The following is a 20,386-nucleotide window of genomic DNA, read 5'->3' on the forward strand; positions in this document are numbered from 1 at the left end:
CTTCGTGCTGGCTTATGCGTATTCAAGACATAACTATTTGGGAGTGACTGCAGAGCATGTTCCGTAATTCGTATATTCAGCAGAACTCTGATATCCAGGCCGCAGGCGGCCTGGTCCCGATGGTTGTCGAGCAGTCTGCTCGTGGCGAGCGCGCCTATGACATCTACTCGCGCCTTCTCAAGGAACGAGTGATCTTTCTGGTTGGTCCGGTAGAGGACTACATGGCCAACCTGATCTGTGCGCAATTGCTGTTCCTTGAAGCGGAAAACCCGGACAAGGACATCCATCTCTACATCAACTCGCCGGGCGGTTCGGTGACTGCGGGCATGTCGATCTACGACACCATGCAGTTCATCAAGCCAAACGTGTCGACCACCTGTATCGGTCAAGCGTGCAGCATGGGCGCGTTCCTGCTCACCGCCGGTGCGCAGGGCAAGCGTTACTGCCTGCCGAACTCACGTGTGATGATTCACCAGCCACTGGGCGGTTTCCAGGGCCAGGCTTCGGATATCGAAATCCATGCCAAGGAAATCCTCTTCATTCGTGAGCGTCTGAACACGCTGATGGCCAAGCACAGCGGGCGCACTCTTGAAGAAATCGAGCGTGACACCAACCGCGATAATTTCATGAGTGCAGAAGCTGCGCGTGATTACGGGTTGATCGATGAAGTGATCAGCCAGCGCCCCGCTTAAAATAAGCAGCTCAAAATAAGGTTGGTCGGCGGGTCCGATCACCTGCGGGCTTGAAAAAGCCCGCAATAGCCTTCATCTTGTGTTGCAAGCCTATCGGATTTGGATCGAACGAATGACTGACACCCGCAACGGCGAGGACAACGGCAAGCTGCTCTATTGCTCCTTCTGTGGCAAAAGCCAGCATGAAGTACGCAAATTGATTGCCGGCCCCTCGGTCTTTATCTGCGACGAGTGCGTCGACCTGTGCAATGACATCATCCGAGAGGAGGTGCAGGAAGCCCAGGCCGAAAGCAGCGCGCATAAATTGCCTTCGCCTAAAGAAATCAGCGGCATCCTTGATCAGTACGTGATTGGTCAGGAGCGTGCGAAAAAGGTTCTGGCCGTAGCGGTGTACAACCACTACAAGCGTCTGAACCAGCGTGACAAAAAGAATGACGACGTCGAACTCGGCAAGAGCAACATCCTGCTGATCGGCCCGACAGGCTCGGGTAAAACCCTGCTTGCCGAAACACTGGCTCGTTTGCTGAACGTTCCGTTCACCATCGCCGACGCAACCACCCTCACCGAGGCGGGTTACGTGGGTGAAGATGTCGAGAACATCATTCAGAAGCTGCTGCAGAAGTGCGATTACGACGTAGAAAAAGCCCAGATGGGCATTGTCTACATCGACGAAATCGACAAGATTTCGCGCAAGTCTGACAACCCGTCGATCACCCGGGACGTTTCCGGTGAAGGCGTGCAGCAGGCCTTGCTCAAGTTGATCGAAGGCACGGTCGCTTCCGTTCCACCTCAAGGTGGTCGCAAGCATCCGCAGCAGGAATTCCTTCAGGTCGACACCCGTAACATCCTGTTCATCTGCGGTGGTGCGTTCTCCGGTCTGGAAAAGGTTATACAAAACCGTTCCACGAAAGGCGGCATCGGTTTCAACGCGGAAGTGCGCAGCAAGGAAGAAGGCAAGAAAGTCGGTGAATCCCTGCGTGAAGTCGAGCCTGACGATCTGGTCAAGTTCGGTCTGATCCCGGAATTCGTCGGTCGTCTGCCGGTACTTGCCACGCTGGACGAGCTAGATGAGGCTGCGTTGATGCAGATTCTCACCGAGCCGAAAAATGCTCTGACCAAGCAGTACGCCAAGTTGTTCGAGATGGAAGGCGTGGACCTGGAATTCCGGGCCGACGCACTGAAATCGGTCGCCAAACGTGCCCTGGAACGCAAGACCGGTGCCCGTGGACTGCGTTCGATTCTCGAAGGTGTATTGCTCGACACTATGTATGAAATCCCCTCGCAATCCGAGGTGAGTAAAGTAGTGATCGACGAAAGCGTTATAGAAGGCAAGTCCAAGCCACTGTATATCTACGAAAACAGTGAGCCTGCTGCCAAGGCCGCGCCAGACGCTTAAGCGTCACGCAGCTGGTACAAAGAAGGGGCCTTCGGGCCCCTTTGCTATTACTGCGTTTTATCACTGTCTTTGCGCTTGTTTTTTTTGAAGGCAGCCCCCATCTTGGTTTCAAGCTTACTTCCATCTGTTTCCGGCCTTATGGCCGCCGTAGAGGCGAAATCATGAAGACAACCATCGAATTGCCTCTCCTGCCATTGCGTGATGTTGTGGTTTATCCGCACATGGTTATCCCGCTGTTCGTGGGGCGCGAGAAATCCATCGAAGCCCTCGAGGCTGCGATGACGGGCGACAAGCAGATCCTTCTGCTGGCTCAGAGAAACCCTGCTGACGATGATCCCGGTGAAGATGCACTTTATCGCGTAGGTACGATTGCGACCGTTCTGCAGCTGCTCAAACTGCCTGACGGCACTGTAAAGGTTCTGGTCGAAGGCGAGCAGCGGGGCGCCGTGGAGCGCTTCAGCGAAGTGGACGGCCACTGCCGTGCCGAAGTCTCGTTGATCGACGAAGTCGACGCACCAGAGCGCGAGTCGGAAGTATTCGTGCGCAGCCTGCTGGCTCAGTTCGAACAATATGTGCAGCTGGGCAAGAAAGTCCCGGCTGAAGTCCTGTCGTCGCTCAACAGCATCGACGAGCCAGGCCGCCTGGTCGACACCATGGCCGCGCACATGGCCCTGAAGATCGAGCAGAAGCAGGAAATCCTCGAAATCATCGATTTGTCGGCCCGGGTCGAGCACGTCCTGGCGTTGCTGGATGCCGAGATCGACCTGCTGCAAGTCGAAAAACGCATTCGCGGTCGCGTCAAAAAACAAATGGAGCGCAGTCAGCGCGAGTACTACCTGAATGAGCAGATGAAGGCCATTCAGAAGGAGCTCGGCGACAGCGACGAAGGCCACAACGAAATCGAAGAGCTGAAAAAGCGCATCGATGCCGCCGGCCTGCCAAAAGACGCCTTGGCCAAAGCCCAGGGTGAGCTGAACAAGCTGAAACAAATGTCGCCAATGTCCGCGGAAGCGACCGTGGTGCGTTCGTACATCGACTGGCTGGTTCAGGTGCCGTGGAAGGCCCAGAGCAAAGTGCGTCTGGACCTTGCGCGCGCCGAGGACATTCTCGATGCAGACCACTACGGTCTGGAAGAAGTCAAAGAGCGGATCCTCGAATACCTCGCCGTGCAAAAGCGCGTGAAGAAAATTCGTGGCCCGGTGTTGTGCCTGGTCGGTCCTCCTGGCGTGGGTAAAACCTCGCTGGCAGAGTCGATTGCCCATGCCACCAACCGCAAATTCGTGCGCATGGCCCTCGGTGGCGTGCGTGACGAAGCCGAAATCCGTGGTCATCGCCGTACTTACATCGGTTCGATGCCAGGAAGATTGATTCAAAAGATGACAAAGGTGGGCGTTCGCAACCCGCTGTTCCTGCTCGATGAAATCGACAAAATGGGCAGCGACATGCGCGGCGATCCGGCGTCGGCGTTGCTGGAAGTGCTCGATCCCGAGCAGAACCACAACTTCAACGATCATTACCTGGAAGTCGACTACGACCTGTCCGATGTGATGTTCCTGTGCACCTCGAACTCCATGAACATCCCGCCGGCATTGCTGGACCGGATGGAAGTGATTCGCCTGCCGGGCTACACCGAAGACGAGAAGATCAACATCGCTGTCAAATACCTCTCGCCGAAGCAGATCACTGCCAACGGCCTGAAGAAAGGCGAGCTGGAATTCGACGCCGAAGCGATCCGCGACATCATCCGCTACTACACCCGCGAAGCCGGTGTGCGTGGGCTGGAGCGCCAGATTGCCAAGGTCTGCCGCAAGGCAGTCAAAGAGCATGCGATGGAAAAACGCTTCTCGGTGAAGGTCACTGCCGAGATGCTCGAACACTTCCTGGGCGTGCGTAAATTCCGTTACGGCCTGGCTGAATCGCAAGATCAGATCGGTCAGGTGACCGGCTTGGCGTGGACGCAAGTGGGCGGCGAATTGCTGACCATCGAAGCCGCGGTAGTACCGGGCAAGGGCCAGTTGATCAAGACCGGCTCCCTGGGCGATGTGATGGTCGAATCGATCACTGCAGCACTGACCGTTGTCCGCAGCCGAGCGAAGAGCCTGGGGATCCCTCTGGACTTCCACGAGAAGCGCGACACGCATATCCACATGCCGGAAGGGGCGACCCCTAAGGACGGCCCTAGCGCCGGTGTGGGCATGTGCACGGCCCTGGTGTCGGCACTGACCGGGATTCCGGTGCGCGCAGACGTCGCGATGACGGGTGAAATTACCCTGCGTGGTCAAGTGCTCGCCATTGGCGGCTTGAAGGAAAAACTGCTCGCTGCTCACCGTGGCGGGATCAAGACAGTGATCATTCCTGAAGAGAACGTACGCGATCTGAAGGAAATTCCTGACAATATCAAGCAAGATCTGCAGATTAAACCGGTTAAATGGATTGACGAGGTCCTGCAAATTGCGCTGCAATACGCGCCGGAGCCCCTGCCTGATGTGGCTCCAGAGATAGTTGCAAAGGATGAAAAACGCGAGTCTGACTCTAAGGAAAGAATTAGCACGCATTAGTAGCATTTGGCCGGGTGGCTTCCTTGACAGCTTTTTAGAGCCCTTGTTATAAAGCGGCTCTTAAGTGTCTGTAGGCCATTCAGCACTCGTTTTTGTTTTCACCAAAAAAACTTAGAATCATACTCAAATAGATATAAGGGGACTTAGAGTGAACAAGTCGGAACTGATTGATGCTATCGCCGTATCTGCGGACATCTCCAAAGCCAGCGCTGGTAAAGCCCTGGATGCAGTAATCGAATCCGTCACTGGCGCTCTCAAGGCTGGCGACTCCGTTGTTCTGGTTGGTTTCGGTACTTTCTCCGTAACTGATCGTCCAGCTCGCATCGGTCGTAACCCACAGACTGGTAAGACTCTGGAAATCGCAGCAGCCAAAAAACCAGGTTTCAAAGCCGGTAAAGCACTGAAAGAAGCTGTCAACTAAGTTCGATTCAGGTTTTTGCCTATCCGGGTCGGGGTCATGCCTGACCTGGCAGCGGAGCGGTAGTCCAGTCGGCAAGTTGCCGGTCCGAGACACCGAGGGTCGCATGTTCGAACCCTCGGTCCGCTCCGCCAGTTACGAGAAGGCGCATCCCCGGATGCGCCTTTCTTCTATCCGGATTCTACCCACGCTCCACGGTTGCCTAATTTTGAAGTTCAACCGTTTCTGGGGGACGCATGCTGCAGAATATCAGGGACAATTCACAAGGCTGGATTGCCAAGACCATTATCGGGGTCATCGTTGCACTGATGGCTTTGACCGGTTTCGATGCCATTTTCAAGGCCACTACGCACAGCAATGATGCGGCCAAGGTCAATGGCGAAGAAATCAGCCAGAACGAGCTGAGCCAGGCGGTTGACATGCAACGCCGTCAGCTCATGCAACAGCTGGGCAAGGATTTCGATGCTTCCTTGCTCGATGAAAAAATGCTGCGCGAATCGGCCCTCAAAGGCTTGATCGATCGCAAATTGCTGCTGCAAGGCGCACAGAACTCGAAGTTCGCTTTCTCCGAAGCTGCCCTGGACCAAGTGATCCTGCAGACGCCTGAATTCCAGGTCGACGGCAAGTTCAGCCCGGAGCGTTTCGACCAGGTGATCCGTCAACTCGGCTACAGCCGTATGCAGTTCCGCCAGATGCTGGCTCAGGAAATGCTGATCGGTCAGCTGCGCGCTGGCCTGGCCGGTAGCGGTTTTGTCACTGACGCTCAGGTACTGGCCTTCGCCCGTCTGGAAAAACAGACCCGCGATTTCGCTTCCCTGAACGTCAAGGTTGACCCGGCAGCTGTGAAGCTGACCGACGAAGAAGTCAAAGCCTACTACGACGAACACGCCAAGGAATTCATGACGCCGGATCAGGTGGTCATCGACTATCTGGAATTGAAGAAGGCTTCCTTCTTTGATCAGGTCGCCGTCAAGGACGAAGACCTGCAAGCGGCGTATCAGAAAGAAACCGCGAACCTGTCCGAACAGCGTCGGGCCGCGCACATTCTGATCGAAGTGAACGACAAGGTGACCGAGGCGCAAGCCAAGGCCAAGATCGAAGACGTGCAGGCGCGCCTGGCCAAAGGCGAGAAATTCGAGGCCCTGGCCAAAGAGTTCTCCCAAGACCCGGGTTCGGCCAACAATGGCGGTGACCTTGGTTACGCAGGTCCTGGCGTCTACGACCCGGCCTTCGAAAAAGCCCTGTATTCGCTGGCCAAGGACCAAGTCTCCGAGCCGGTTCGTAGCGACTTCGGTTTCCACCTGATCAAACTGTTGGGTGTGGAAGCACCTGAAGTGCCGACGTTTGCCAGCCTGAAAGACAAGCTGACCCGCGAGCTGAAAACCCAGCAAGTCGAGCAGCGTTTTGTCGAGGCGACCAAGCAATTGGAAGACGCCTCGTTCGAAGCGTCCGATCTGGCCCAGCCGGCGCAGGACCTGAAACTGACCGTTCACACCTCCAAGCCATTCGGTCGTGAAGGTGGTGAAGGCATTGCAGCCAATCGCGCAGTGGTGACCGCTGCGTTCAGTCCTGAAGTGCTGGATGAGGGTGCCAACAGCACCGCCATCGAACTCGATCCGGAAACCGTGATCGTGTTGCGCGCCAAGGAACACCTGAAACCAGCACAGCTGCCGCTGGAAGCCGTAAACACGGCCATCCGCGCGCAATTGGCCAAGGAGCACGCCAGCGCTGCCGCCAAGACCAAGGCTGAACAGCTGATTGCCAGCCTGCGCGACGGCAAGACTCCGCTGGACAAGGCAATCGACGGCCAAAGCTGGAAAGTGACCGAAGCGGCTACCCGCGCTCAGGAAGGGGTTGACCCAACTGTGTTGCAGGCGCTGTTCCGGATGCCCAAGCCTGCGGCCAAGGACAAGCCGACCTTCAGCAACGTGACCCTGGCCGATGGAAGCCTGGTGATCGTGCGTCTGAACAACGTGAACGAAGCGGCCGCGCCGACCGAAGAAGAGAAGGCTCAATACCGCCGCTTCCTCGCCTCGCGCCTTGGCCAGCAAGACTTCGCGGCTTACCGCAAGCAGCTGGAAAGCGAAGCGGACATCAAGCGTTATTAATGCCTGATTGAGCGTCTCGCTACACAAAAACCCTGGCCGAAAGGCCGGGGTTTTTTATGCCTGAAGGGAAAGTGGAACGGTTATCCGTCGCCGGAGTCGGCTGTGGAGCGACCTTTTCCCGTCTATGGGAGTCTTTACACTTGTATCTGTTTTAAGACACTAATCGATGCTCCGCTAAGCATCGTTCTGTTGCACAATACGCCCCGGACCGTTTTCCTCAGGATGTTCAATGTTTAAATCAATTCCCATGCGTCTCGTCGGGTTGGCACTGGTGCTCGCTGCTGCTGCCGGCTGCTCCTCCAAGAAAGCCGCGATCTATGAGCATGAGAACTTCTCCGACTCCGGCACCTTTTCGCGCAACTACCCGGTGAGTGATGCGCAGACCTGCGAAGCCGCCCGCCGTGCCTTGCTCAGCCAGGGTTACATCATTACCAGCAGCGATCCCAAGCTGATCAGCGGACACAAGAGTTTCCAGCAGACCGGCGACACGCACATGGAGATCAGCTTCAGTGTGGTCTGCGCCGATGACGGCAGCGAAGGGCACCATGCAACCATGTTCGCCAACGCGTTGCAGGACCGCTATGCGCTGAAGAAAACCAACAACTCCGCCAGCCTGGGTGTCGGTGTGTTGGGCTCGGTGTCGATGCCGATCGGCTCGTCCGACGACTCGATGGTCAAGGTCGCCAGCGAAACCGTTTCGTCGGCCAAGTTCTACGAGCGTTTTTTCACCCTCGTCGAATTGTTCCTGCCACCGGAAGCGAAGAAAGCCGCGCACATCGTCGAGAAGCCGAAGACCGACCTGGGTGTGCCTGAAGCCAAAGCGGCGCCTGCGGCACTGGCACCGACTCCTGCGGAGCCGACGCCAGCCCCAGCACCGGCTGCTGAGCCTGCACCGGCGCCAACGGCCTCCGAACCGGTTACACCGCCGGCTGAAACCGCTCCAATTACCCCGGCGCAAAACAGCGAGCCGGCACCGACTACAGAAGCGGTCACGCCGCCACCCCAGTCGGACCTGCCGCCACCCAGCGAACCGATTCCGGCCATGCCCGTCTCTGGTCAGTAAGCGTTTATCCACGGGGTCGGGTCAGACGACACCGATCCCGTATGCGCTTGACGTTGATCTGCGTCAGCCGGGCCGTAGTCCTACAGCCTGTATCGAAAAAAACCTGTGATAAATTCCTGACCGCCTGCTACGTTTTATTGAGTAGCCGCTGAGCGGTGCACCTGCGTCATTTTTCTTTCATGGGGGCACTTTATGCTCAAGGCGTTGGTCATTTATTCAGGCATTTTTTAAACGAGCGCTGGGGGATTCAAAAATGGACGATTATCAAGAAGAGCTGCTCGAGTATCAGGCGTTTGAACTGGATCCGCTGGAACCTGCCGAAGACGCTACCGAGCTGTAAGCGTCAAGCGGATTGGCGATGGCTGCGGCGAAACTCGCCGGGTGTCTGGCCATTCCAGCGTTTGAAAGCCCGTTGGAAGGCTTCAGCTGAAGCGAAACCCAACAGGTAGGCGATTTCTCCGAACGCCAGTTCGGTATCGCGGATGTAGGTCATGGCCAGGTCGCGACGGGTGTCGTTGAGAATCGCGCGAAATTGCGTGCCCTCTTCGGCCAGTTTGCGGCGCAAGGTCCAGGTGGGCAGCTTCAGGCGTGTCGCCACTTCTTCCAGGTCGGGTTCCCGGCCACCATTGAGCAACGGTCCCAGTAACTGAGTGATGCGTTCACGCAGGCTGCGGGTGCGTGTCAGCTGTTCCAGTTCCCGTTCACAAAGTTGCAGCAAATGCCGCCAGGTGCTCGGACAGTGTTCTGGGTTGCGTTGCGCGAGGCTGGTCAGGCTCAGGCGCAGTTGATTGTGCTCGGCACCGAACTGGATCGGGCAATCGCCCAGCAGGGCATAGACCTCGCGGTAATCCGGCGCGTCGAATTCGATCTCGATGCGCTCTGCGCGCAGCGGGGCAGGGCTGATGCTCGACAACTGGTGCAACCAGCCGGCGATGATCGAATCCACCACAAAGCGGTTGTAGGCGTTGTAGGGGCTGATCGAATAGAAGCGCAGCCATGCGCCCTGAGCGTCTTCATGAAAGCTCGACTGACCGCGATAGTTGGAGCCGTACAAGGCTTCGAAGCGAATCAGGCAGCGTGCGGCTTCCCGAACCGTCGGTGCCTGCGCGGCGGTCACGCCGGCCAGTCCGGCCTGGCTCAGGCGACTGAGCTGGCCCATGCGCAACCCCAGCGCAGGGTCGTCCGTCAGTTGAATCGCCCCATGGCCCAAACGCATATAGCGCGGGATCGACAGCCGGGCGCCGGGCTCCGCCAACCGGGCCGCATCCAGCCCGTATTGATCGAGCAACGGTTGCGGGTCGACACTGTGGCTGTGTACGGCATCGGCCAGGCTATGGACGAAACCCACCGATAAATCCCCGAGGCGCATCGGTAGCGGTTTCATGGGTCACAACCAGAGGTTCAGCAACCGCGCGCCACGGGCGTTGCCGTCGGCGAACTGTTGACCGTTGTTGCTGAGAAAACTTTGCCCGGCGCTGCCCTTGTCCCAGAACTGCCCACGCAGGAACACGCTCATGCCGGCAATGGCCTGGCTCGCGGGTGGTTGGGCGGTCAGGGTCAGGCGATGCCAGGCCTGACCTTCGCTCAGTTCACCAGGCTTGAGGCTGACGGCGGCGGGTGTCGGTAATCCACGGTAACCGCGCCACGGTTTATCCCAGGTATCTCGGCCGATGACGTATGCCGGAACGGCCACCAATTGCACGCCCTGATCATCGAGCTTGCGGTAATTGTCCGGGTACCAGCTGTCGCTGCCGATCAACACGCCCAAGCGTCCGGCCGGTGTATCGACGACGGTGAGTGCCTGTTGTTCGTTGGCCTTGATGTCCTCAGGTTCCTCGAACACCGGGTGCATCTGGCGTTGAGGCTGGCCAATCGGCACGCCATCACGACCAAAGATCACACTGCTGTTGTACAGCGCGCCGCGGCCGATTTTCAGTGTGCCGTCGATCACGCTGGGTTCCGGCAACACGATGGTGCCCGCCACCAGCGTTACATGAAATTCTTTCGCCAACCCGCCGAACAGGGCCTGATAATTCTTGGCCATGCCTTTGGCCTTCATCCGCAAATGGGCATCGTCGATCCGACTGTCGCCCTTGGCGCTGATCAGCGCACGAACGAACTGCAATGGATTGCTCGCCGCCAGCCAGTTCATCGCTTCCTGGAGCGTCGTGGCCTGGTAGAGCTCATCTTTCTCGCCGCTGACCATCAGCCAGGTACCGACATGTTCAGGCAGCACGACGATGGTCTTGTCGTTCAGCAGGCCCTGGTCCTGGGCCTTCTGCAAATAGGCCGCAAGTTTGCGGTGCAGGCGTTCGGGGCTTTGATAATCGGTGGGGAAGAGTTCTGGCTGGATGCCCAGGAGGTTGCCGCGATCGGCGGGTGTGCCTTGATCGATGGCCAGGTTGATGCGCAGGTCCGACAGGTAATGGCCCACCGGGCGATCCGCGGCCCACATCGCGTAAGTGGTAAGGGCGGCAATGATCGCCATGGAAAAGGTCAGGTACAAAAGTTTGCGCATGGGGAAGCAGTCAACGGCCGTGTGCAGGGTTCGCGACTAGGGTAGGGCCCATGTCCGCACTTGCCAAGGGGCGCTGCGCATTTTGATCATTAACTTGTCAGTTTCGGTCATTGAGTGACAGCGATGCGACTCTTAGTCTGTCCACCATGACTGACGGGAGCCGAAGAGCTCCTGCACTTTTTCCGTGATCGCTCGATGTGGAGTTACAAATGGCCGCCGCTCACTACCCGCACCTGTTGGCCCCGCTGGACCTGGGTTTTACCACGCTGCGCAACCGCACCCTGATGGGGTCGATGCACACCGGTCTTGAGGAGAAACCCGGCGGTTTCGAACGCATGGCGGCGTACTTTGCCGAACGCGCGCGCGGCGGCGTTGGCCTGATGGTCACCGGCGGCATCGGCCCTAATGACGAGGGCGGGGTGTATTCCGGTGCAGCCAAGCTGACCACCGAGGAAGAAGCGCTCAAGCACCAGATCGTGACGCGCGCCGTGCACGAGGCGGGCGGCAAGATCTGCATGCAGATCCTCCACGCCGGGCGTTATGCCTACAGCCCGAAACAGGTCGCACCGAGCGCCATCCAGGCACCGATCAACCCGTTCAAGCCTAAAGAGCTGGACGAGGAAGGCATCGAGAAACAGATCAGCGATTTCGTCACCTGTTCGGTACTGGCGCAAACCGCCGAATACGACGGCGTCGAGATCATGGGCTCGGAAGGTTATTTCATTAACCAGTTCCTCGCCGCCCACACCAACCACCGCACCGACCGTTGGGGCGGCAGCTACGAAAACCGTATGCGCCTGCCGGTGGAAATTGTCCGTCGCGTGCGCGAAGCAGTAGGTCCGAATTTCATCATCATCTTCCGCCTGTCGATGCTCGACCTCGTGGAAGGCGGCAGCAGCTGGGAAGAAATCGTCACCCTGGCCAAGGCCATCGAACAGGCCGGTGCAACGATCATCAACACCGGTATCGGCTGGCACGAAGCGCGGATCCCGACCATCGCCACCAAAGTGCCGCGCGCGGCGTTCAGCAAAGTCACGGCCAAGCTGCGTGGCTCGGTGAGCATTCCGCTGATCACCACCAACCGCATCAACACCCCGGAAGTGGCCGAGCAGATTCTGGCCGAAGGCGATGCCGACATGGTGTCGATGGCGCGGCCGTTCCTCGCCGACCCGGACTTCGTCAACAAGGCCGCTGAAGGCCGCGCCGATGAAATCAACACCTGCATCGGTTGCAACCAGGCGTGCCTGGATCACACCTTCGGCGGCAAGTTGACCAGTTGCCTGGTCAACCCGCGTGCTTGCCACGAAACCGAGCTCAACTACCTGCCGGTGCAGCAAATCAAGAAAATCGCCGTGGTCGGGGCCGGTCCTGCGGGGCTTTCCGCTGCTACTGTCGCTGCCGAGCGCGGGCATCAGGTGACGCTGTTTGATTCGGCCAGCGAAATCGGCGGTCAGTTCAACGTTGCCAAGCGCGTACCGGGCAAGGAAGAGTTCTACGAAACCATCCGCTATTTCAATCGCAAGCTGCAGACCACCAATGTCGAGGTGTGCCTGAACACCCGCGTCGACGTGGCGCGACTGGTCGAGGGCGGTTACGACGAGATCATTCTCGCCACCGGCATCGCGCCACGGACCCCGGCGATTCCCGGCGTTGAAAACGCCAAGGTGTTGAGCTACCTGGACGTGATCCTGGAGCGCAAGCCGGTGGGCAAGCGGGTCGCGGTGATCGGTGCGGGCGGTATCGGTTTCGACGTGTCGGAATTCCTCGTGCACCAGGGCGTAGCCACCAGCCAGGACCGCGAAGCGTTCTGGAAGGAGTGGGGCATCGATACTCACCTTGAGGCGCGCGGTGGCGTGGCGGGCATCAAGGCTGAGCCGCATGCACCGGCGCGTGATGTGTTCCTGTTGCAGCGCAAGAAATCCAAGGTCGGCGACGGCCTCGGTAAAACCACGGGCTGGATTCACCGCACGGGGCTCAAGAACAAGCAGGTGCAGATGCTCAACAGCGTCGAGTACCTGAAGATCGACGACGAAGGCCTGCACATTCGTATTGGCGAAACCGGTGAGCCGCAAGTGCTGTCGGTGGACAACATCGTGATCTGCGCCGGGCAGGATCCGCTGCGTGAATTGCAGGACGGGTTGGTCGCGGCCGGGCAGAACGTGCATTTGATTGGTGGTGCGGACGTGGCGGCGGAGCTGGATGCCAAGCGGGCGATCAATCAAGGTTCTCGGTTGGCTGCTGAGTTGTAATCAACCCTGTGGTGAGGGGGCAAGCCTCCTCGCCACAGGTTCGCTGCTAAGATGCTGGGTCTTTACCCAGAGCCGGCATCGATGCTTCTCCCTCCCAACGACTGGCTACCCCAAGCCCCTCTCGACCCCCTCCATCTCGACTGGCTCACCGCCGCCGGCATCGAAGTCGCGATCCTGCGCCTGGACCAAATCGACCCGCTCATCAGCGGCAACAAGTGGTTCAAACTCATCAAACACCTCAACGCCGCCAACCTCGCCGGCGCCAAAGGCATCATCAGCCTCGGCGGTGCCCACTCCAATCACCTGCACGCGTTGGCTGCCGCCGGTAAACGCTTCGGTTTCAACACCGTGGGACTGCTGCGCGGCCATCCACAAGACACCCCGACGGTGAAGGACTTGCAGGCATTCGGCATGCAATTGCACTGGTTGGGCTACGGCGGTTATCGGGCGCGGCATGAACCGGGTTTCTGGCAACCCTGGCAGGCGCAATACCCCGATGTGTATCCGGTGCCCGAAGGGGGCGGCGGTCTGCGTGGCGCGCGAGGGTGCGTGTCGTTGAAGGCAATGGTTGACGATCAATTGAATCGTTTGGGATGGAGCGACTTCGACGGTTGGTGGCTGGCCTGCGGAACCGGCACAACCCTGGCCGGCCTGGTGCTGGCCGAGGCGGGTGAGCGCAAAGTGTATGGCGCGATGGCGGTGCCCGACGATCACGGCGTTGCGCAACAGGTCGAATCGATACTGCAAGAGGCCTTTGAGCCGCAGCGTAACTTCGAACTACTGGATGCGAGCCGTGGCGGCTTTGCCAAAGTCGATCAGTCGTTACTCGACTTCATCGATCAAACCGAACACGCCAGCGTCGTGCCTTTGGAGCCGCTGTACACCGGCAAGGCGTTGCTGATGCTCAAGCAGCACGTCGAGGCAGGGCATATTGAAAAGGGTACACGCTTGATCTTCATCCACACCGGCGGCTTGCAAGGCCGCCGGGGATTTCAATAAGTACAGGCTGTGTTCAACCGCGCTTGGGCATCATCCGCAGCAAGGTGTTATCCCGCACCACGTAATGGTGATAGATCCCGGCCAGTGCGTGCAGGCCGATCAGCCAGTAGCCGATGGTGCCGCCCAGTTCATGCCAGCCCTGAATCTGCTTGGCCAGTTCCTTGTTTTCCGAGACCAGCAGCGGCAGGTCAAAGCCGTAGAACATCACTTGATTACCCTTGGCGCTGGTGACCAGCCACCCGAGAATCGGCATCGCGATCATGAAAATGTACAACGCCCAGTGCATCAATTTCGCCAGTGTGGTTTGCCACTTGGGCGAGGCGGGGAAGATCTGCGGTGCGGGGCCCAGGCTTCGGGCGAACAAGCGCAGCCAGACCAGCACGAACACGGTCAGGCCCAGCATGAAGTGCGATTCAACGATCAGCGCGCGACCGCCACTGCCTTTGGGAAAGATCCCGCGAAACTCGATACAGGCGTAAACCAGCGCCAACAAGACCAGCATCAACCAATGCAGCGTGATCGATACGGTGCTGTAGCGTGATTCGGAATTCTTCCAGGGCATACGGTGTTCCTCACAGGTCTGGTCGAGCCACCGTTCTTGACCGACGGTGTTCCTTAACTGTAATCCGCTTTGGCGGATTTGCCTCGAGTGATTGTGCCGTATAACGCTCTGGTTCAGCTGATTGACATCAAAAAAGCGCCAGTTCCGTAATGGAACTGACGCTTTTTTATGCTCGGAAAACCGCGATCAACTGCTTTGCGGCATTTCGCCTTTTGCCAGGCGCTTGTTGATGTCGGCGATCACTTCCGGCAAGTCGGTGATGGTGTCGATCATGTAGTGCGGACGCGAGCTTTCGAACATTGCGTGGATGCGCTTGCGTTCGCTGTCCAGTTTGTCGCTGCCGAGGGCGCGATAGCCTTCGTAGTCCAGGCCCAGCGCGTTGCCCGAGCAGATCAACGCCACGGTCCACATGCCGGCACGACGACCTTCGAGAATGCCCGGCACGGTGTCGTCGATCTTCACGCAGGCGGCGACGTCGTCGATGCCCAGCGCAATCACGTTGGCCAGGGCCTGAGCCGGCCATGGGCGACCGTTGGGGACTTCGTCGGTGGCGACCACGTGGTCGGCGACGTAACCGTTGGTGGCGGCCAGCTCGACCACTTTGTCCATGACCTGTTTCGGGTAGCCGGAGCACGAACCGATCTTGATCCCTTGTTGGCGCAAGTTAGCGATGGTGTCCAGTGCGCCCGGAATCAGGGCCGAGTGTTCGGCGATTTTTTCGATTTGCAGCGGCATGAAGCGTTTGTAGATGGCGGTGACATCATCGTCGGTCGGTGCCCGGCCGAACACGGCGCGATAACGCTCGGCGACTTGTGGCTGATCGCACAGGGTGCGGATGTGGTCCCATTTGCCCATGCCCATCGGCCCACGGGCTTCTTCGATGGAGACCTGAACGTCGAACTCGGCGAAGGCTTCGACAAAAATCTGGGTGGGGGCGAAGGAGCCGAAGTCAACGACGGTACCGGCCCAGTCGAGGATGGCGGCTTGGAGTTTGGTTGGGTTGTTGTAGTTCATGGTGATCAAATCCTGTGGAAAAGAACTATTCGGGAGTCCGGTTTACCTGTGGGAGCGAGCCTGCTCGCGAAGGCGATGGAGCAGCCGACATTAATGTTGAATGTCAGTACGCTTTCGCGAGCAGGCTCGCTCCCACAGGGGAAGGTGGTGTGGTTTAGATCTCTAACACTTCCATCTCGCGCAATACTTCGGCAACCGCCGCCACGGCCGCGTGCATCTCGGCCTGGTTGACGTGACCGATGCAGCCGACGCGGAAGGTTTCAACCTGGGTCAATTTGCCGGGGTAGAGAATGAAACCCTTGGCCTTGACCCGTTCGTAGAACTCCTTGAACTGGTAGCGCGGATCTTTCGGTGCGTGGAACGTGACGATGATCGGCGCCTGAATCGCGGCGGGCAGGAAGCTGCGCAGGCCCAGTTGGGCCATGTCTTCCAGCAACACTCTGCAGTTGTCGGCGTAGCGCTGATGCCGCGCCGGCAAGCCACCTTCTTCGTTGTATTGCAGCAAGGCTTCGTGCAGCGCCGCGACCACGTGGGTCGGCGGGGTGAAGCGCCATTGGCCGGTCTTGGCCATGTAGGTGTGCTGGTCGAACAGGTCCATCGCCAGCGAGTGCGAGTTGCCGGCGGCGTTGGCCAACGACTCTTTGCGAGCGAAGACAAAGCCCATGCCCGGTACGCCTTCCAGGCATTTGCCCGACGCGGCGATCAGGGCGTCGAACGGCACCTGTTGCGCATCCACCGGCAGGGCGCCAAAAGAGCTCATGGCGTCGATGATCAAGCGCTTGCCGTGTTGCGCAATGACGTTGGCGATTTCCGGCAGCGGATTGAGGATGCCGGTGCTGGTTTCGCAGTGAATCAGTGCGACGTGGGTGATGCTGGCGTCGGCGTGCAGCAGGCGGTCGACGTCGGCGGCGGTGGTCGGTTCGTCTTCAGCCGTTTCGAAGGTGCTGAAGGAGCGACCGAGCACTTCGCAGATTTTCGCCAGGCGTTTGCCGTAGGCGCCATTGATCAGCACCAATACTTTGCCGTCACGGGGCACCAGTGTGCCGATCGCTGCCTCGACCGCGAAGGTGCCGCTGCCTTGCAGGGGCACGCAGTGGTGGCTGGCGCCGCCGTTGATGATCGCCAGCAGTTGCTCGCAGAGGCTGGCGGTCAGTTGATTGAAGCGGTCATCCCATGAACCCCAGTCGACCATCATCGCCTGACGGGTGCGGGCCGATGTGGTCAGTGGGCCGGGGGTGAGCAGGATGGGTTCGGCAGTACTCATTCTCGTGTCCTCGCATTCGATGGGATGAAGCTACGGGACATAAATTGCAATTTGCCGTGCTATCAATCAAATTGTTTGTTGTTATGCCAGCCATCAGTGAGAGTTATTCATGAACCTGTTCCAGCTTCGGGCCTTTGATGCCGTGGCCCGCGAAGGCAGCTTCACCCGCGCCGCGGAGCGGTTGTTCATCAGTCAGCCGGGAGTGACCGGGCACATCAAGGCCCTGGAAGAGCATTACCAGATCACCTTGTTGCGCCGTACCGCACGACGGGTGGAGCTGACGGAGGAGGGCACCAAACTGGCGGCGATTACCCGGGCCATGTTCGGCCTGGCGGAAGAGGCGCAGGTGATGCTCGAAGCGAACCGGCAATTGCTGACCGGGCGCCTGGAAGTGGCGGCTGACGGGCCGCACATGGTCATGCCGATGTTGGCCAGCCTGCGCGCGCGTTATCCGGGGATCACCGTGAACCTGCGGTTGGGCAATGCTCAGGAAACCCTGGCGGCGTTGTTGTCCGAGCACGCTGACGTGGCGGTGTTGACCGAGGTTGAACCGCGCAAGGGCCTGCATTTGCAGGCGCTGAGCGAATCACGGATTTGCGCGTTGGTGCCGCAAAGTCATCCTTGGGCGAAGGCATCCAGCGTGAAGCTCAAGGAACTGGATCAGGTGATCATGGTGTTGCGTGAACCGAGCTCGATCACCCGACGCACGTTCGATGAAGCCTGCGATCAGGCGAAGGTCAACCCACGGGTGTTGCTGGAGCTGGACAGTCGGGAAGCGGTGACCGAGGCGGTGGCGGCGGAGTTGGGGGTGGGCGTGGTGTCGTCGGTGGAAGTCAGCCATGACCCTCGGGTGGCGGCGGTGCCGATTGTGGGTGAGGGGCTGGTGAACCGGCACATGATCGGGTGCATGGAGCGGCGGCGGGATTTGCGCTTGATTCAGGCGTTTTTTCAGTTGGCGCCGGTCAGTTAGACCGCGGCGCGGCCATCGCGAGCAGGCTCGCTCCCACACTGGATTTGTGGCGTTCACCTAACCCCTTTGGGAGCGAGCCTGCTCGCGAAGGGGCCAGACTCGCCTACACCAGACTCTCGCGAACCATCGCCAGAAACGTCGCCACCACCCGCCGCGAACTCTGCTCGCGCAAGCACACCAGCGTCTCCGTCAGCCGCCGTGTGCAATCAGTAATCGGCAACGCGCAAACCCTTGAGTCGGCACCGAACTCGGCGGCTGAAACTACGCCAACCCCAATCCCGACCACCACCGCTTCCCGCGCCGCTTCCCGTCCTTCCACCTGAATCGCCGGGCGAATGCGAAACCCGGCCCGGGCCATCTCCTCTTCCAGTGTCTGGCGTGTCACCGAACCGATTTCCCGCAATACCAACGGCGTGTCATCCAGGTCCGCAAGACAGATCGATTCGCGATCTGCCCACGGATGATGGCGTGAAACAAAGGCCACCATCGGGTCATTGCGCAGGGGCAGCGAGATCAGCCGTTCATCACTGACATCCCGGCCCAGCAACGCGAGGTCGGCCTGATAGTTGAACAGACGAAACAACGACTCATCGGTGTTGCCGGTTTCAATTTTCACGCTGATGCCCGGATAACGTTCGCAGAACCGCGCGATCTGCGGCAGCACATGCACCGGCGCATCCACCGCGAGGATCAGGCTGCCGGTCTGCAAGGCCTGGGAGTCCTGCAGCAGCTCCTGAGCTTCGGCCTCGATCACGAACAGCCGTTGCGTGATGGCGAGCAAGCGCTCGCCCAGATCCGTCAGGCGCACCGAGCGTTTGTTGCGATGGAACAGCAACACACCGAAGCGCTCTTCGAGTTTGCGCACCTGGTCGGAAATCGCCGGTTGCGTGAGGAATAGCCGCTCGGCGGCTTTGGTAAAGCTTCCGTGAACGGCCACGGCGTGGAAGGCTTTGAGTTGGGCGTGGGAAACCGACATCGAAACCTCCAGTAACAAGCTGAGCTTATTTTGGAAATACGATAAATCGATTTCACTTATTAATCAGTAATTGTTTTTATCCACCTCAGCCCCGGTGACTGGTCAGTCGAACAGCAGCGGTGGCCATGAGCCTGTGCGTGCAACAGCAGGACTCATCTGACCGGTATCGCGACATGGAATCCACGATACCGCAGTGCTCAACAATAAAAACACAGGCGTTTTCTACCAATTCTGCCGGCACACTCACACCCTGAGGTCAGAACCACAATGAACAATCCCATTGGCACCATCAAGCGCTGGCGCGTGCAGATCTTCGCGATCACCTGGCTCGCCTACGCCGCTTTCTACTTCACCCGCAAAGCATTCTCCGTGGCAAAACTGGGGATCGCCGAAGACCCCACCTTCATGCTCGACAAAATGGCCATGGCCAACCTCGACGCGATCTACCTGGCGGCGTACGCCCTCGGGCAGTTCACCTGGGGCATGCTCGCCGACCGCTTTGGCCCACGGGTCGTGGTGCTCGGCGGGTTACTGATTTCGGCGGCAGCGGCGCTGGTGATGGGCACTTACGCGACACTGCCGATCTTCGCGACGTGCATGTTGATTCAAGGGTTGGCGCAGTCCACCGGCTGGTCCGGACTGTGCAAAAATCTCGGCAGTTTCTTCCCTGCGCAACAGCGCGGCAGAGTGCTGGGGCTATGGAGTTCCTGCTATGCCTTTGGTGGGCTGGTGGCATCGCCGTTTGCGGGCTGGTGGGCGTATACGCTGATCGGTACCTGGCATGCGGCGTTCATTTCCAGTGCGGCGGTGGTTGGGCTGGTCGCCGTGCTGTTTTTTATTTTTCAACGCAACACACCGCAAGACGTCGGCCTGCCGGCGGTGGACATCGAACCCGAGTTGACCGCTGAAGAGGCTGACGCCCAAAGCAAGATCAGCATTCTGGAACCCTTGAAGGAAATCCTGCGCAACCGCACGGTGCTGGTGCTGGGCCTGTCGTACTTTCTGCTGAAACCGGCGCGTTACGCAATTCTGCTGTGGGGCCCGGTGATCGTGTTCGAGCAAATGCCGACGGTGGGCAAGGTTGGCGCAGCGATCATCCCGACCGCGTTTGAGCTGGCCGGGCTGCTCGGGCCGATCCTGCTCGGTCTGGCCTCGGACAAAGTGTTCGGGGCCCGCCGCATGCCGGCCTGCGTCCTCAGCCTGTTGGCGCTGACCGTGACCCTGGCCTTGTTCATGGGCGCCCTGCACACCGGCAGCGTCTTGCTGGTGGTCGTGCTGTTGTTTGTCATGGGCCTGACCTTGTACGGGCCGGATTCGATGATCAGCGGCGCGGCAGCGATTGATTTCGGCACCGCCAAGGCCGGTGCGACGGCGGCGGGTTTCGTCAACGGTTGCGGTTCGGTCGGGGCGATTCTCGGCGGATTGCTGCCGGGCTACTTCGACTCGGTCACCGTGTTCATCGTCTTCGCCGGCTGCGCCTTGTTCTCGGCCCTGGTGTTGATCCCCCACTGGAACAGCCGCCCGGCTGGCCTGCGTGTTAACTACCCCTTCGTGCCCAATCGGGCGATGGCGATCAAACCCCTGCGTACCTGACCCCTG

Annotated in this window: 16 protein-coding genes; 10 read left to right on the forward strand and 6 right to left on the reverse strand. The window is 59.2% G+C overall.

What is annotated here, in order from left to right:
- Positions 1–56 precede the first annotated feature (56 nt).
- From clpP to ACWKV5_RS20010, 6 genes are all read left to right on the forward strand, one after another.
- A complete protein-coding gene (clpP, locus tag ACWKV5_RS19985) occupies positions 57–692 on the forward strand; it encodes an ATP-dependent Clp endopeptidase proteolytic subunit ClpP (RefSeq protein WP_027926070.1) in 636 nt (211 codons plus the stop codon).
- 112 nt (positions 693–804) lie between these two features.
- A complete protein-coding gene (gene clpX, locus ACWKV5_RS19990) occupies positions 805–2,088 on the forward strand; it encodes an ATP-dependent Clp protease ATP-binding subunit ClpX (RefSeq protein WP_007946893.1) in 1,284 nt (427 codons plus the stop codon).
- 161 nt (positions 2,089–2,249) lie between these two features.
- Entirely contained in the window at positions 2,250–4,646 is a 2,397-nt protein-coding gene (gene lon, locus ACWKV5_RS19995; RefSeq protein ID WP_027926069.1) for an endopeptidase La, read from the forward strand.
- A 148-nt stretch (positions 4,647–4,794) separates the two neighbouring features.
- A complete protein-coding gene (locus ACWKV5_RS20000; RefSeq protein WP_027926068.1) occupies positions 4,795–5,067 on the forward strand; it encodes an HU family DNA-binding protein in 273 nt (90 codons plus the stop codon).
- A gap of 233 nt (positions 5,068–5,300) precedes the next feature.
- On the forward strand, positions 5,301–7,172 hold the full coding sequence (locus ACWKV5_RS20005) for a SurA N-terminal domain-containing protein (RefSeq protein ID WP_483842694.1): 1,872 nt from the start codon (positions 5,301–5,303) through the stop codon (positions 7,170–7,172).
- A 229-nt stretch (positions 7,173–7,401) separates the two neighbouring features.
- Positions 7,402–8,235: a DUF2242 domain-containing protein gene (locus ACWKV5_RS20010; protein WP_483842695.1), complete on the forward strand. Its 834-nt coding sequence runs from the start codon at positions 7,402–7,404 to the stop codon at positions 8,233–8,235.
- 343 nt (positions 8,236–8,578) lie between these two features.
- Here ACWKV5_RS20010 and ACWKV5_RS20015 read toward each other — a convergent pair whose 3' ends face one another.
- Both ACWKV5_RS20015 and ACWKV5_RS20020 read right to left on the reverse strand, forming a co-directional pair.
- On the reverse strand, positions 8,579–9,619 hold the full coding sequence (locus tag ACWKV5_RS20015) for an AraC family transcriptional regulator (protein ID WP_483842696.1): 1,041 nt from the start codon (positions 9,617–9,619) through the stop codon (positions 8,579–8,581).
- A 3-nt stretch (positions 9,620–9,622) separates the two neighbouring features.
- Positions 9,623–10,753, reverse strand: coding sequence for a carbon-nitrogen hydrolase family protein (locus tag ACWKV5_RS20020; protein WP_483842697.1), 1,131 nt, complete (start codon positions 10,751–10,753; stop codon positions 9,623–9,625).
- A 209-nt stretch (positions 10,754–10,962) separates the two neighbouring features.
- Here ACWKV5_RS20020 and ACWKV5_RS20025 point away from each other — a divergent pair, with 209 nt between their 5' ends.
- A complete protein-coding gene (locus ACWKV5_RS20025; protein WP_483842698.1) occupies positions 10,963–13,002 on the forward strand; it encodes an oxidoreductase in 2,040 nt (679 codons plus the stop codon).
- Between the two features lie 81 nt (positions 13,003–13,083).
- The gene (locus ACWKV5_RS20030; RefSeq protein ID WP_483842699.1) at positions 13,084–14,001 is read left to right on the forward strand and encodes a 1-aminocyclopropane-1-carboxylate deaminase/D-cysteine desulfhydrase; all 918 of its coding nucleotides are present in this window, start codon (positions 13,084–13,086) and stop codon (positions 13,999–14,001) included.
- Between the two features lie 13 nt (positions 14,002–14,014).
- On the opposite strand, the gene ACWKV5_RS20035 is transcribed toward ACWKV5_RS20030, so the two are convergent.
- The 3 genes from ACWKV5_RS20035 to ACWKV5_RS20045 all read right to left on the reverse strand — a co-directional run bounded on the left by ACWKV5_RS20035 (position 14,015) and on the right by ACWKV5_RS20045 (position 16,841).
- Positions 14,015–14,563, reverse strand: coding sequence for a cytochrome b (locus tag ACWKV5_RS20035; RefSeq protein ID WP_483842700.1), 549 nt, complete (start codon positions 14,561–14,563; stop codon positions 14,015–14,017).
- 186 nt (positions 14,564–14,749) lie between these two features.
- Positions 14,750–15,577 carry a phosphonoacetaldehyde hydrolase gene (phnX, locus tag ACWKV5_RS20040; RefSeq protein WP_483842701.1) on the reverse strand — a complete coding sequence of 276 codons (828 nt, stop codon included), beginning with the start codon at positions 15,575–15,577 and terminating at the stop codon, positions 14,750–14,752.
- A gap of 154 nt (positions 15,578–15,731) precedes the next feature.
- Positions 15,732–16,841 carry a 2-aminoethylphosphonate--pyruvate transaminase gene (locus ACWKV5_RS20045; protein ID WP_483842702.1) on the reverse strand — a complete coding sequence of 370 codons (1,110 nt, stop codon included), beginning with the start codon at positions 16,839–16,841 and terminating at the stop codon, positions 15,732–15,734.
- Between the two features lie 109 nt (positions 16,842–16,950).
- Between ACWKV5_RS20045 and ACWKV5_RS20050 the strand changes: the two genes are divergently transcribed.
- A complete protein-coding gene (locus tag ACWKV5_RS20050; protein WP_483842703.1) occupies positions 16,951–17,811 on the forward strand; it encodes a LysR substrate-binding domain-containing protein in 861 nt (286 codons plus the stop codon).
- 103 nt (positions 17,812–17,914) lie between these two features.
- Here the strand turns inward: ACWKV5_RS20050 and ACWKV5_RS20055 are convergent, their stop codons facing one another.
- Entirely contained in the window at positions 17,915–18,787 is an 873-nt protein-coding gene (locus ACWKV5_RS20055; protein WP_483842704.1) for a LysR family transcriptional regulator, read from the reverse strand.
- Between the two features lie 267 nt (positions 18,788–19,054).
- Between ACWKV5_RS20055 and ACWKV5_RS20060 the strand changes: the two genes are divergently transcribed.
- Positions 19,055–20,380, forward strand: coding sequence for an MFS transporter (locus ACWKV5_RS20060; RefSeq protein WP_483842705.1), 1,326 nt, complete (start codon positions 19,055–19,057; stop codon positions 20,378–20,380).
- Positions 20,381–20,386 lie beyond the last annotated feature (6 nt).

This window comes from Pseudomonas oplopanacis (assembly GCF_057128725.1).

Bases quoted from the DNA above. Each gene is read 5' to 3' on its own strand.
- lon (WP_027926069.1), top strand. From the start codon at position 2,250: ATGAAGACAACCATCGAATTGCCTCTCCTGCCATTGCGTGATGTTGTG.
- ACWKV5_RS20010 (WP_483842695.1), top strand. From the start codon at position 7,402: ATGTTTAAATCAATTCCCATGCGTCTCGTCGGGTTGGCACTGGTGCTC.
- ACWKV5_RS20035 (WP_483842700.1), bottom strand. From the start codon at position 14,563: ATGCCCTGGAAGAATTCCGAATCACGCTACAGCACCGTATCGATCACG.
- ACWKV5_RS20060 (WP_483842705.1), top strand. From the start codon at position 19,055: ATGAACAATCCCATTGGCACCATCAAGCGCTGGCGCGTGCAGATCTTC.
- ACWKV5_RS20020 (WP_483842697.1), bottom strand. From the start codon at position 10,753: ATGCGCAAACTTTTGTACCTGACCTTTTCCATGGCGATCATTGCCGCC.
- ACWKV5_RS20050 (WP_483842703.1), top strand. From the start codon at position 16,951: ATGAACCTGTTCCAGCTTCGGGCCTTTGATGCCGTGGCCCGCGAAGGC.
- ACWKV5_RS20030 (WP_483842699.1), top strand. From the start codon at position 13,084: ATGCTTCTCCCTCCCAACGACTGGCTACCCCAAGCCCCTCTCGACCCC.
- ACWKV5_RS20045 (WP_483842702.1), bottom strand. From the start codon at position 16,841: ATGAGTACTGCCGAACCCATCCTGCTCACCCCCGGCCCACTGACCACA.
- ACWKV5_RS20055 (WP_483842704.1), bottom strand. From the start codon at position 18,787: ATGTCGGTTTCCCACGCCCAACTCAAAGCCTTCCACGCCGTGGCCGTT.
- ACWKV5_RS20015 (WP_483842696.1), bottom strand. From the start codon at position 9,619: ATGAAACCGCTACCGATGCGCCTCGGGGATTTATCGGTGGGTTTCGTC.
- ACWKV5_RS20005 (WP_483842694.1), top strand. From the start codon at position 5,301: ATGCTGCAGAATATCAGGGACAATTCACAAGGCTGGATTGCCAAGACC.
- clpX (WP_007946893.1), top strand. From the start codon at position 805: ATGACTGACACCCGCAACGGCGAGGACAACGGCAAGCTGCTCTATTGC.
- clpP (WP_027926070.1), top strand. From the start codon at position 57: ATGTTCCGTAATTCGTATATTCAGCAGAACTCTGATATCCAGGCCGCA.
- ACWKV5_RS20025 (WP_483842698.1), top strand. From the start codon at position 10,963: ATGGCCGCCGCTCACTACCCGCACCTGTTGGCCCCGCTGGACCTGGGT.
- phnX (WP_483842701.1), bottom strand. From the start codon at position 15,577: ATGAACTACAACAACCCAACCAAACTCCAAGCCGCCATCCTCGACTGG.